General features: G+C 38.8%; 12 protein-coding genes. 3 read left to right on the top strand and 9 right to left on the bottom strand.

What is annotated here, in order from left to right:
• Nucleotides 1-313 precede the first annotated feature (313 nt).
• Nucleotides 314-850 carry a VrrA/YqfQ family protein gene (vrrA, locus tag H9632_RS02330; RefSeq protein WP_191702505.1) on the top strand — a complete coding sequence of 179 codons (537 nt, stop codon included), beginning with the start codon at nucleotides 314-316 and terminating at the stop codon, nucleotides 848-850.
• Between the two features lie 115 nt (nucleotides 851-965).
• On the opposite strand, the gene H9632_RS02325 is transcribed toward vrrA, so the two are convergent.
• Together H9632_RS02325 and H9632_RS02320 are read right to left on the bottom strand one after the other, a co-directional pair.
• The gene (locus H9632_RS02325) at nucleotides 966-1,772 is read right to left on the bottom strand and encodes an SDR family oxidoreductase (protein WP_318247662.1); all 807 of its coding nucleotides are present in this window, start codon (nucleotides 1,770-1,772) and stop codon (nucleotides 966-968) included.
• A gap of 163 nt (nucleotides 1,773-1,935) precedes the next feature.
• The gene (locus H9632_RS02320) at nucleotides 1,936-2,214 is read right to left on the bottom strand and encodes a DUF1450 domain-containing protein (RefSeq protein WP_191702632.1); all 279 of its coding nucleotides are present in this window, start codon (nucleotides 2,212-2,214) and stop codon (nucleotides 1,936-1,938) included.
• A 196-nt stretch (nucleotides 2,215-2,410) separates the two neighbouring features.
• Here H9632_RS02320 and H9632_RS02315 point away from each other — a divergent pair, with 196 nt between their 5' ends.
• On the top strand, nucleotides 2,411-3,379 hold the full coding sequence (locus tag H9632_RS02315) for a 4-hydroxy-3-methylbut-2-enyl diphosphate reductase (RefSeq protein ID WP_191702503.1): 969 nt from the start codon (nucleotides 2,411-2,413) through the stop codon (nucleotides 3,377-3,379).
• A 154-nt stretch (nucleotides 3,380-3,533) separates the two neighbouring features.
• Nucleotides 3,534-5,348, top strand: a complete 1,815-nt coding sequence (locus tag H9632_RS02310; protein WP_191702502.1) for a dihydroorotate dehydrogenase — start codon at nucleotides 3,534-3,536, stop codon at nucleotides 5,346-5,348.
• 536 nt (nucleotides 5,349-5,884) lie between these two features.
• Here H9632_RS02310 and H9632_RS02305 read toward each other — a convergent pair.
• From H9632_RS02305 to dnaG, 7 genes are all read right to left on the bottom strand, one after another.
• The gene (locus H9632_RS02305) at nucleotides 5,885-7,006 is read right to left on the bottom strand and encodes a Nif3-like dinuclear metal center hexameric protein (protein ID WP_191702501.1); all 1,122 of its coding nucleotides are present in this window, start codon (nucleotides 7,004-7,006) and stop codon (nucleotides 5,885-5,887) included.
• Nucleotides 7,003-7,698 carry a tRNA (adenine(22)-N(1))-methyltransferase gene (locus H9632_RS02300; protein WP_191702500.1) on the bottom strand — a complete coding sequence of 232 codons (696 nt, stop codon included), beginning with the start codon at nucleotides 7,696-7,698 and terminating at the stop codon, nucleotides 7,003-7,005. Before H9632_RS02300 ends, H9632_RS02305 begins: the two co-directional genes overlap by 4 nt.
• A 138-nt stretch (nucleotides 7,699-7,836) precedes the next feature.
• Entirely contained in the window at nucleotides 7,837-8,175 is a 339-nt protein-coding gene (locus tag H9632_RS02295; RefSeq protein WP_191702499.1) for a c-type cytochrome, read from the bottom strand.
• A 150-nt stretch (nucleotides 8,176-8,325) separates the two neighbouring features.
• Complete coding sequence (locus H9632_RS02290) at nucleotides 8,326-9,462, bottom strand: acyl-CoA dehydrogenase family protein (RefSeq protein ID WP_191702498.1); 1,137 nt, start codon at nucleotides 9,460-9,462, stop codon at nucleotides 8,326-8,328.
• 176 nt (nucleotides 9,463-9,638) lie between these two features.
• On the bottom strand, nucleotides 9,639-10,196 hold the full coding sequence (locus H9632_RS02285) for a hypothetical protein (RefSeq protein ID WP_191702497.1): 558 nt from the start codon (nucleotides 10,194-10,196) through the stop codon (nucleotides 9,639-9,641).
• Between the two features lie 165 nt (nucleotides 10,197-10,361).
• Entirely contained in the window at nucleotides 10,362-11,489 is a 1,128-nt protein-coding gene (gene rpoD / locus H9632_RS02280; protein ID WP_191702496.1) for an RNA polymerase sigma factor RpoD, read from the bottom strand.
• A 30-nt stretch (nucleotides 11,490-11,519) separates the two neighbouring features.
• Nucleotides 11,520-13,349, bottom strand: coding sequence for a DNA primase (gene dnaG, locus H9632_RS02275; RefSeq protein WP_191702495.1), 1,830 nt, complete (start codon nucleotides 13,347-13,349; stop codon nucleotides 11,520-11,522).
• Nucleotide 13,350 lies beyond the last annotated feature (1 nt).

Below are 13,350 nucleotides of genomic sequence, written 5' to 3'. Positions count from 1 at the left end.
CCTTACATCTTTCCTATTGTACCATGTTTCGTACATTTAAGTGACCATCTGCATATCATAACTTATAAATAGTTTCAACGTCAAACAGTTGAGATGAATTTTCTTCATTCAGCAAAAATCACTCTCATCTTCAAGGGGCTAATGAATGCTTGGTTTTGTTAGGCTCAGCAGGTGTCTAAGGCGCCCACTGAATGAAGAAAGACCCCGGCGCATGTCATAGATTTTTTTAGTATCTTAAAAAAATCTGGAAGCAATTACGCCGAGGCATAAAAGAAATTACAATTTCATGAGGACATTAAGAAAGGAGTTCATTATGCGCCCACCCTATTATTTTCCACCTCAAGGTATGATGAATCAAATGCCTGCTGCACCTGTTGCACCACGTTTTCCAATGTATGCACCTTATATGATGCGGACACCAATGATGAACCAAATGCCAATGCAAATGCCGCCACAAATACCTATGGATGCTGCAGGCGCTGCTGCCGCGGCAGGTGCTGCTGGTGTTGCAGCAGGTGCACCTAGGCTAGAAGGTTTTTTAGCAGGAGCAAACTCTTTATTTAGTAATGCACAAAAGTTCACCCCTTATATTCAGCAAGCTGCTCCAATGTTTAAAAATTTGCCAGCTTTATGGCGTATGTACAGAGGTTTCAAAGATTCTCCGGATCCACTTGAATCATCCACTGTTGCTATGCCAACAGAACGTCCTAGGGGAGATACAACACCTGGAGAACGGTCGCAGAGAGAACGGTCCGGCAGAGGTAGAGGGTCAAGACAAAATCCTGAGCCGGTTCAACCTATAGCAACAAAACCTTCCCGACCAATGATATTTCAGCCACCCTTTGACTAATAACAACAAAAAAACTACCCCACATTTAACAAATTAGGGGTGATTCGTCAATTAAGTAACGAGTCACCTCTAATTCGAATATGGGGTAGTTTATTATTTCATCATATATTCTTTTTTAAGAACTCATTATACTTCCACCGTTTACATGAATACACTGTCCTGTAATATATGAGCCATCCTGAGATGCCAATAAAACATACGATCCCGCCAGCTCACTCGGTTGACCAGGTCGTTTCAATGGTGTATCTGTACCAAACTCTTCAACTTGGCTTGCATCAAAGGTTGATGGGATTAATGGCGTCCAAATAGGTCCTGGGGCAACCATATTAACTCGAATTCCTTTGTCTGCTACATTTTGTGCGAGACTTCTTACAAAGCCTACGATAGCTCCTTTAGTCGCTGTATAATCGATTAAAATAGAATGTCCTCTATATGCATTGACGGATGTCGTACATATAATGGAATCTCCCTGTCCCAAATGTGGGAGGGCTTCCTTACTTAAATAAAACATGCTATCAATATTTGTACGGAACGTTTTGTCCCATTGCTCTACTGTAATATCCAAAAATGAATCTACCGGATATTGAACCGCTGCATTATTGACAACAATATTAATTTGACCGAAATGATCAATCGCTGACTGAACAAGCTTTTTACTTGTTTCATAGTCTGCAATGTCCCCTTCAACCAAAATGGCTTTAATACCTTCTTTTTCAACAATGCGTTTTGTATCTTCCGCATCAGATTGTTCTTTTTCCAAATAGTTTATGACAAGGTTTGCACCTTCTTTTGCATATGCAACCGCTACAGCTCGACCAATTCCTGAATCGCCACCTGTAATAATCGCTACTTTCCCTTTTAGCTTATTGCTGCCTATATAATCATAAGGCTGCGTTGGCAAGGGATTCATTTCACTTTCGATACCAGGCTGGGATGGTTACGTTTGTGCGGGTGTGCCACCAACTTGTTTATTTTCAACATTTGTCATGAAAGAAACACTCCTCTAATGAACAATTTGAAATAAAAATATTTTTTTCATTTCCGTAATATTTCTTCCCTATTGAAATTATTTAAAACAAGTGAACTTAAGATAGGACAGAGTTTTCTTCCAACTCTCTTTCAACTAAATCCAGCAATTGCTGAGAATCTTCCGCTTTAATAATATCGCCATTAACTATAGTAAAAAGATTGGCTTCACATATTTCACAGTTGGATGTACAGCCTAATTCAGTAATTTCTACATCATCTCTTTCGACCAATACATCATATACATCTGCTGCACCGAGCGATAAATTTGTCATGCAAAACTCAACCTGATTTTTTAACTCTTTTGTCTTGCTACGTTTTAAAAAAGAAAATACCATGTCATCCCCCCGCTTTACTTCCATTTATTTCTTTCATTATAGCAAACTCATATGGTTTCTCCATGTGATTCGTGCTTAGTCTCTTTCTTTAGCAGCCTACTTCATAATTTGTTATCAAATTCAGTAAGCGAACTTTGAATAAAGTATATACGTCCTATATAATGAACTTACAGGGCTTTGAAAGGAGTTACGTAAAATGAAAGTAATTAAAATTAATCCGCGTGGTTACTGCTATGGCGTAGTTGACGCTATGGTAATCGCTCGCAATGCTGCACTTGACAAGTCATTACCAAGACCAATTTATATTTTAGGTATGATTGTCCACAATAAACATGTAACAGATGCATTTGAACAAGATGGTATTATTACGCTTGATGGCGATAACAGAAAAGATATTATTGAGCAAGTAGAACAAGGGACGGTTATTTTTACAGCACATGGGGTATCACCTGAAATACGTGAAATTGCGAAGCGTAAAGGATTGGTATCAATTGATGCCACATGTCCGGACGTCACGGTTACACATGATTTAATTCGCGAAAAAACAGCAGAAGGTTATGACATTATTTACATCGGTAAAAAAGGACATCCAGAACCAGAAGGTGCTATTGGTGTAGCACCGGACCATGTTCACTTAGTCCAATCGATGAAAGATATTGATAATCTATCATTTGAAAACCAAAAAATTCTCGTTACGAACCAAACGACGATGAGTCAATGGGATGTAGCTTTCCTAATGGATAGTTTAAAAGAAAAATTTCCACATGTAGAAGTACACAAAGAAATTTGTTTAGCGACACAAGTACGTCAAGAAGCAGTAGCTGACCAAGCCGGGGCTTCTGATTTATTAATCGTCGTCGGAGACCCAAAATCAAACAACTCTAACCGTTTAACTCAAGTATCAGTGGAAATAGCAGGTACCCCGTCTTACCGCATTTCCGATATTTCAGAGCTCCAAATCGAGTGGTTGGAAAATGTTGAAACAGTTGCGGTTACAGCCGGAGCTTCAACACCAACACCAATCGTAAAGGAAGTCATTGCATTTTTGGAGAAATTCGATAAAAACGATCCGGCAACACACGAAATTGTACGTTCGGTAACGTTGGATAAAATTTTACCGAAAATCAAAACACCAAAGCCAGTAGAAAAAATTATGCCTCACTAATCTATGAGGACTTCCAAAAAAAACGTAAATCGATTATATTGCTCATCGGCGATATAATCGATTTTTTCCTCTATACTATTACATAAAATCAGTTTCCAAATATACCTTTTCCGTATGGTAAACTGGAAATAAAACAAAAATGGGGTGACTTCAAATGCCTGATTGGTCCTATCATCCTTTAAAAAAGATAGCTTTATCTAAGATGGAAGCGAAAAACAGTAGGCAATTTATCCATCATTCCATGCGGACTATTGCTGCCATTCCCGGTGGAAAGCACCTCATCGAATTTTTAGGTCACAACCGAACTAACCCACTTTTGAAGCAACAGGTAAACGGTACTCACGTTAATTCACCAATAGGTCTTAGCAGTAAATTGGACCCCCAACTTACTGGGGTAACCGCTTTTCAGGAACTTGGCTTTAGTTTTATTGAAATAGGCCCTATAGTAGTTAAAAAGCCTGCAGTACAGCTACCACCTCAATGGCACGATCAGCATATCTCATTTTCCCATACAGAGGAAAAAGTACTGCTAAAAAGTGTGTTAAAACTAGTAATTACGAAAAATATTCGTATACCACTGTTTGCCCGCTTCGACGAAAACTTAAGTAAGCAAGAATTGTACACATGCATAACACAGCTTACCCCATATGTAGAGGGATTCTTTCTATATTCAGATCAGATTGCGCAACTCGATTTGGATATAGGGGCAACTCTATATCAAATAGTTTCAGTGGATTCAGCAAAAACGATTAGGCAAGTTCCAGCAACAGTGCGTGGCTTTGTTATCGATGCCCCTATTACAGCTACCAAAGACCATTACAGTGAACACAGTAATGCTTTCCCATTATTGCAACAAGCTGTACAGGAATTAAAAAAGTCCTTTCCTGACTACCCTATCGTTACTAGAGGTGGAGTAGAGTCGCCATCACAGGCACTATGTTTAAAGGAATACGGTACGGACTTAATCATGCTTTCAGAAGGTTATGTAAAAACAGGTCCTGGCTTACCAAAAAGGATTCATGAACGGCTGCTCTATGAAAAAGAGATCCATAGCTCATCACAGAGCTGGCATTGGTCATTTTTATTCGGGCTTGCCATTTTGATCGGTGGCTTAATTGCACAATATTTTGCACTTACTACCGTCATTTTAAATTATGATGAAAATTTTATCGGTTTAACGCATCAACAATTAAATCTCATTAATCCACAGATTTTAGCCTTTATGGCACATGACCGGATGTCACTCGCTGGCACGATGATTTCTGCAAGTATTCTATATATGTCGCTTTCCTATTTCGGGATAAGGCGTCAGCTGCACTGGGCCAAAGTAACTTTTCATAGTGCAGCAATAACTGGATTTTTAGGCATTTTATTATTTATAGGCTATGGTTATTTTGATTGGCTGCACGGACTTTTTTGGCTACTCTTGCTGCCTCTTTATGCACTGAGCTGGCGGGAAAGCAAAACAGCAAACCGCAGCCCGCAATCTTGGCATGACACAAATGACCGGATTTGGATGCGTGGTGTTTATGGGCAACTGCTGTTCGTTATGCTCGGCTTTTTACTGTTGGCCGGCGGAGTCGTGATTTCATTCATTGGTATCACAAAAGTGTTTGTTTCAACCGATATTAGCTTTTTATGTATGCCTGTTGAAATGCTGCAATCTATAAGCGACATGTTAATACCAGTGATTGCACATGATCGTGCTGGGTTTGGCAGTGCACTTATTAGTGTAGGTATCCTTGTATTATGTTTATCACTTTGGGGATTTCGCGCCGGGGAACGCTGGTTATGGTTTACGTATGCTTTCGGTGCCCTTCCCGCCTTTTTAGCAGGTATAGGCACACACTTTGCAATCGGTTATACAACATTCATCCACTTGCTTCCTCTCTATTTTTTGGTTGTCATTTATTTACTGGGATTAGTAGTGACGTATCCTTATTTAATGCAGCAACCGGAAAAAAATTAATTCAAAATTAAAGGGGCTGGGACAGAAGTAGAGATTTCATTGATTAAGGAAAAGATCCTTAATAAAAAAACGATACTTTAAAAATTGATTGGAATGGAGGGCGAGTGTAGCTGACGGCTAACGCCTTTCGCTACAAGCAAAGCTTCCTGCGGGAACAGCAAAATTTATTTTGCGACGAGTAACCGCAGGAGCACCGACGCCTCAGACTACAGGCTAAGGCCGTGCCCGCGGAAAGCGTCCCGGAATGGAAATCAATTTTCTACGCCAGCAAAAAAATGCCATTTCCCTCAAGGAGAATATTGGCATTTTTGGGTTTGCTATAGTGCGCAAAATAGACGGACAAATTCCGCTTAATTATTAATTTAACGAAAAAACAACCAAAATAAGCGGAGATATTACGCCTATTGATTAAAAAAGCATGTAATTTAAAGAATTTCATGTAAATAACCGGAATTACTTCCTTTATTTCACTTAAAATGAGCGGAATTCTGAAAATAAGGGGAAATACTCCGCTTATTTTAATCTCTAATCACATTCTAAATAAATTTAAACGGCTCTGTATGAACCTTGGATTGAAGAAATTCGACAGGTAATTTTTTATCAGTACATAATGTCGCCATTTTTTCTGCAACCCCTTTAATCATCACTTTTTCTACATGATGACCAGGGTCAATTATGCTTAAGCCATCCAATTCCGCACTTTGAGCCATATGGAAGCCAATATCTCCTGTTACAAATACATCGGCACCTGCAAATTTTGCTGTACGAATGTACTTATTGCCGTCACCACCGACGATAGCAACCTTTTGCACAGGCTGATCAAGAGGACCTACTGCACGCAGGCAAGGGACATCTAATTGAACTTTCACAAACTCCGCAAATTCACGTAACGTCATCGGTTCTTTTAATTTTCCGATACGTCCCAATCCTTCTTCGTTTGTCGCCACATCCATCGTAAACAAATCATACGCCGGCTCTTCATATGGATGACTATTTAACATAGCCTTTAGTATTTTGTTTTTCATAGACTGCGGGAATACGACTTCAACTTTCTCTTCCTGCTCGATATGCAGTTCTCCTATTTCCCCTACAGCAGGATCCGCTCCTTCTACAGCACGGAAACGCCCTTTACCAGCCAATGTGTAGCTGCAAGCCTCATAATTCCCTAAACGTCCGGCACCGGCTTTTGCTAAAACCTCGCGTAAAGCATCGGCATCGTCAACAGGAACAAAAACAGCAAGCTTCATCATTTTTTCCTCATAGGAAATATCTAAAATCCTGCGCTCTTCCAATTGCAGTGCATCTGCTAATAAGTCATTTACCCCACCCGGTGCAACATCTAAATTTGTATGGGCTGCATATACCGCAATATCGTTTTTCAGACACTTTTCATATAATGCCCCCTGCGGATTATCTGTCCGTAAATTGGATAATTTCATAAAAATAGGTGGATGATGCGCAATGATAAGTTCACACCCATTTTCAATCGCTTCATTAACAATTTCATGTGTCACGTCTAGAGTAACAAGCACTTTTGAGACGGGTTTATTTAATGTTCCGATAGCTAAGCCAATAGGGTCATTAGGCATGCATGCATATTTTTTCGGTGACCATGATTCGAACAGTTGAATAATTTCGTTGCCATTTACTGACTTCACGCAATCGCCTCCTGTACTAGTTTTATTAAATGTGATAATTCTTCATGCTTTGCCTGATTTTCAGGGGTTTTACCGGCTTGCTCAATCGCTTGTTGAACACGTTGCCAATTGGCGATTTCCCGAGACCATTTTTCTACAAAAACAGGTGTTTTTGCATTCATTAACTTTGGTCCTAGTAAAATTTCCGCCTCCGTTAGCTTCATTTCACCGCGCTGTAAAACGAGCACTTCATAAACTTTGCCGTCCTCTTCCAAAATCACTTCATCCTGAATTGCCCATTGATTCGCAAGCGCCCATTCCCGTATCGCTTTAGCATGGATATTTGGCTGTAAAATTAGGCGGGTAACCGTTTTTAATGCCTGTGGATGCTTTTCTAGAATTGAAACGATTAAAGGGCCACCCATTCCTGCAATTGTTACCGCAGTTATCTCATCCCCTTCTTCTACTGCGGCTAAACCATCGGCCATGCGAACTGTAATTTTATCAGTTAAACCTTCTGTCCGTACTTGTTTAACAGCTGATTCATAAGGCCCCTTAACTACTTCACCCGCTACTGCACGAGAAGCAATCCCTTTATGCACTAAATAACATGGTAGGTATGCATGGTCACTGCCAATATCAGCTACAACTGCCCCTGTAGGTACAAATGAAGCAACCTTTTCTAGTCGTTTTGAAAGTTTTTGTGCGTTCATATTAAATATCCTCATTTCTATATCACAAACTAACTATATTATATAGAACTTTTATAAAAACGTCTCTTTCCAACAAATATTTGCATATCAAAAAAGTGCAGAAAATAGATTTCTCTAATTTCTACACTTTTATGATCTTTACAGACCAGAAATATATTCTGCTACCGCTTCAGCCTCAGCTTCGTTTTTAAGAATTGCTGGCATAGCGCCGCTTTCTGTACCGTTTAATGCTACATCTTTAATATGTTCTGCATCTAAGCCAACAATACTAGGACCTCCGCCACCAGTTAAATCTCCACCGTGACAAGAAATACAGTTCTTTTGAGCGATATCTTCACCGTTTAATTCAGCAGTTTCGCCTGCATGATCACCATCCGCACTGTTTTTATCAGCTGCACCCTCAAATGACATGAAGAAAATTAGTGCTATACCGAATGCCATGATAAGCGTGTAAGGAATAAGTGGATTGTTTTTCATTGCGTTCCCCTCCCTCATTAAATATTCTATTTCTTTCTAGGTAAATGCCTAGTAAACAATACTAATTGTACTTGATTCACTAGAAAACTAAAAGACCTATTGGACAACTTTTACTAGCTTTGTAACAATTTATCCAATTTGTCATTTTCATCACAATATATGTCTTGCAATTACCATTTTCTGTACTTCCGAAGTACCTTCTCCGATTTCCAATAACTTTGCATCACGTAAATAGCGCTCTACTTCATATTCTTTCATATAGCCATAGCCACCATGGATTTGAATCGCCTCATCGCACACTTCCATCGCCATTTCAGAAGCATAGTATTTTGCAATGGCTGCCTCTTTCCCGAATGGACGTCCTTGGTCTTTTAACCAGGCTGCTTTGTAAACAAAAGTTCGGGCTAATTGTATTTTTACCTCCATATCAGCCAATTTAAACTGCGTTGCCTGAAACTGCGATAAAGTCTTGCCAAATTGCTTACGTTCTTTTGCGTACTGAACTGCTTTATTTAATGCACCTTGGGCAATCCCTACTGCCATCGCCGCAATGCCGATACGTCCACCATCAAGGGTCGTTAAAAATTGCTTAAAGCCATTCCCTCTTACACCTAGTAGATTTTCCTCTGGCACACGCACATTTTCCAAAATAAGTTCTGTCGTATTGGATGCATTTAAGCCCATTTTCTCGTACTCTGATTTAATAGTGAATCCTTGTGCATCAGTCGGCACAATTATTGCACTGATTTCTTTATTGTTACCATTACGATCTGTAATCGCTGTCAATGCCAAATGTTTTGCATAACTTGCATTTGTGATAAAAACTTTTGACCCGTTAATAACAAATTCACCATTTTCCAATGATGCCGTCGTTTCAGTACCCCCAGCATCCGATCCCGCGTTAGGTTCAGTTAATCCGAACGCGCCAAATGATTCCCCTGTACAAATCGGTGTCAAATATTTTTCCTTTTGCTTCTCTGTACCGAATAAATGTAATGGTGCGCCGCCTAACGAAATATGAGCCGAATACGTAATACCAGTAGATGCACATGTACGGCTTAATTCTTCTGTTACAATAGCAAAACTAATCGTGTCTGCTCCTGCCCCGCCGTATTCTTCCGGAAACGGTAACCCCATAATTCCCATATCAGAAAGCTGCTTGAAAATCTCTACTGGAAAGGCTTTATTCTTATCACGTTCGATTGCTCCAGATGCCACTACTTCATCTGAAAATTCCCGTATCATTTTTTGTAACATACCTTGCTCTGCTGTTAAATCAAAATTCATGGCATTCATCCCCTCACCCTCAATTTGCTACATTTCTATTGTAATCTAAAAATCTTGTTTTTTACAGAAAATACACGCAATTTAAAGAGAATTTTGTAGAATGGTAAAATAAAAAAGCTATATAAAAAGTTCATAACTTTCTACATAGCCCTAAATTAATAATTATATATTGTTGCTTAAAGGAAATAAATCCAAGCACCAATTATTACGAGTAAACCGAGAATGCCTGAAATCGTAAAATAAATAATTTTCATCATTACACCACTTACCAACCAAAATACACAGTTAATAATCAGAAAAATATAAAGCATCTCATTATTGCCGGTAAAATATGTGGTACTTATTTTTAAGGTAACACCTAAAGTCGATAAAGCCGTAGCCAGTTGCAGCATGACCGCCAATAGATGGTTCCTTTTAGCGAAATAGAGCGCTCCGATTAGGCAGCTTACTGCAAATACAGCTGCCACCGCAATGACTACCCATTCAAATTGAATAGTGAAGAGCAAGAGTAAAATAACAATCGCACTTATTGGAAAGAATACAGCTAAATTAAACTTTTTACGTTTTTCAACATTATGTATCGCTTTTTTGGCCTGACCTGTAATTTCATCATCGCTATTATTGCCTTCTGAATAAAGTGTCATTAAAAAATCGCAATACTGCCCTGGCAACAATTTATTTTGTTTCCAAAAGCTAATTTCGTTCATAATAATCTGCTTTTTCTGATTCGACATGACTTCGCCCCATATATGTAAATTATATATACTATTGTAATTAATACCTCAAGGAAGAACATCAGCAAAAAGTAATGGCATCTACCATAAAAAACAATACTTATTAACTAATACACATAAGAAAAAAGATGAAGAAAAAATTTCTTCATCTTTTCCATATTCAACCTATTCTAGGAAATCTTTTAAGCGTTTTGAACGAGATGGGTGGCGAAGTTTACGCAATGCTTTTGCCTCGATTTGACGAATACGTTCACGTGTAACGCCAAATACTTTTCCTACCTCTTCCAATGTACGAGTACGACCATCATCCAGACCGAAACGTAGACGTAAAACATTCTCTTCACGGTCCGTCAATGTATCAAGTACATCTTCTAACTGTTCTTTTAAAAGCTCATACGCTGCATGATCAGAAGGCGATTGTGCTTCCGAGTCTTCAATGAAGTCTCCTAAGTGCGAATCATCTTCTTCCCCAATTGGCGTTTCCAATGAAACAGGTTCTTGAGCAATTTTCAAAATTTCACGTACTTTTTCAGGTGTTAAATCCATTTCTTCTCCAATTTCCTCAGGAGATGGCTCACGACCTAGATCTTGAAGAAGTTGACGTTGAACACGGATTAATTTGTTAATCGTTTCGACCATGTGTACCGGTATACGAATCGTACGTGCTTGGTCTGCAATAGCACGTGTAATTGCCTGACGAATCCACCATGTAGCATATGTTGAGAACTTAAACCCTTTGCGGTGATCAAACTTTTCAACCGCTTTAATAAGTCCCATATTTCCTTCTTGAATAAGGTCTAAAAACAGCATGCCTCGTCCAACATAGCGCTTTGCAATTGAAACTACAAGACGCAGGTTCGCTTCCGCCAAACGTTTACGAGCTTCTTCATCACCCTGCTCGATTCGTTCTGCTAAACGAATTTCTTCCTCTGCAGAAAGTAAATCTACACGCCCGATTTCCTTTAAATACATGCGCACTGGATCGTTAATTTTAACACCAGGAGGCACACTTAAATCATTTAAATCAAAAGCCTCTTCACTAGATTCTTGCTTGGAAAGTGCTTCTTCCTCAAATTCTTCTTTACCTTCAACAGTTATATCATTTTTCTCGATTTCATCGGCAAAGTTGAAAATTTCTTCATTTTCTAATTCGAAAAATGCTAATGTATCAGATATTTCCTTCATTGACATTTCGCCAACTTGTTTTGCTTTAGCTAAAAGTTGCTTTTTTACTTGCTCTAATGAAACCCCGTTTACCACCGTATCTTTTGAATGTTTTGACTTGTCCGCCATAAACCTTCCTCCTTCTAAAAACAAATCGAGTTAAACGCCCTTTTTTATCCTTCTGCTTAATTCGATAATCTGTTGGGCAATCTCAAGTGCTCGTCTATGCTCGTGCATCTTTTCTGCTTCTTTTTGTTTGTGCTTTAATTCTTCTATTTTTAGTTCTAATCGACGTTTTTCGATTTGTTTTAAACAATCGTTAATTTCCGCTTCTCCATTATCAGGGTCACGTTCAAGTAACGCAGCATCCATCACAATCTTGCGTAAATCATTATCATTTAAAACTTCAACGAACCGATGAAAATCAGCCATTTCATATTCTTCGTAAAATCCAATTAAACGAACAAATACGGATAAATATTCCTCATGAATGAACGGTTCATTATTTCCTTCTCTAAGCACTTTGTTCACAATATTTACATCATGCAACATATAGGCTAAAAGTATACTTTCAGCACGATCTGTTGCATCTTTTTTGCGATCCCGCTGCATTTGGGTACTCGGCACATTCACTGTACTTTGCTCGCGTTTTTTTTCTTTCACATTATCCGCAGCGATTTTTCGCAATTGCGTACTTATCGCCTCTTGAGAAATATTTGTCTCATTGGAAAGTTGGCGAATGTATAAATCTCTTTCAATAGGAGAAGTATTATTCTTTAACGTCTCAAGTACTTCCTGAATGTATTGAAGTGTGTCATTTTCAAACTGAAAATTTTTGCCACGTTTAGCATGCATCATCATAAATGCAATATACGCTTGTGGCTTTTCGATTATTTGGTTTTTAAATGCCTCTTGACCATGAGTACGAATATAATCATCTGGGTCAAGTTTATCCGGTATAACAGCAACTTCGACTTTAATCTGTTCTTCATGAAGCATTTGTGCAGCTCGCTTTGCCGCCTCAAAACCAGCATTATCACCATCATAGCAAACTGTAACTTGCTGAACTAAGCGTTTGAGCTTTGTAATATGCTGGGGTGTTAGCGACGTACCCATCGTTGCAACTGCATTGAATATGCCTGCACGATTAGCTGCCAAAACATCAATAAAGCCTTCCATTAAAATAACTTGTCTTACTTTTCGAATTGATGCTCGTGCCTTATCTAAATTATAAAGCACTTGACTTTTATGAAAGATAGGCGTTTCGGGACTATTCAGGTACTTAGCATCTTCGCCATCCGTATTTAAAATCCTGCCTGAAAATGCTATTGGCTTTCCATTTTCATCTCGAATAGGAAACATAATCCGCCCACGGAAACGATCAAAATAACTACCGTCGCTTTCTTTTTGAATAATAAGACCGCTTTCAGCCATTTCCGTTAAGTCATACCCTTTACGTTCCAATAATGTAGAAAGCGTATCCCAATTCGGTAAAGCCCATCCTATTTGATGTGTTTCGATTTGTTCCTGTGTAAATCCTCTTTCAAGTAAATAATTTAATGCAGGTTCGCCGTCTTCAGTGTTTATCAAAATATGATGATAAAACTCTACTGCAAAATTATGAGCTTCTCTCATTTGTTGTTCTTTCTTTGAGACGGTCGAATTCGACATTGTCTGTTCAGTCGATAATTCCATTTCAAGCGGAATCCCTGCACGCTGACTTAATTTAATGAGTGCATCTGGAAACGACAATTGTTCGATGTCCATAACAAAAGTGATTGCATTTCCTCCAGCGCCACAGCCAAAACAATGAAAAATCTGTTTGTCGGTAGAAACTGAAAATGAAGGTGTTTGCTCTCCATGAAACGGACATAAGCCGAAATAGTTGCGCCCTTTTTTCGTCAATTGCATATAATCGCTTATAACATCGACTATATCCGACTGAGAGCGAATTTGTTCAATCACATGTTCAGGTATTTTTCCAGCCACA

This window comes from Solibacillus merdavium (assembly GCF_014836935.1).
GTDB lineage: Bacteria > Bacillota > Bacilli > Bacillales_A > Planococcaceae > Solibacillus > Solibacillus ferritrahens.
Note: the sequence above shows the minus strand (reverse complement) of the source record. Positions and strands in the feature narration are given on the sequence as shown.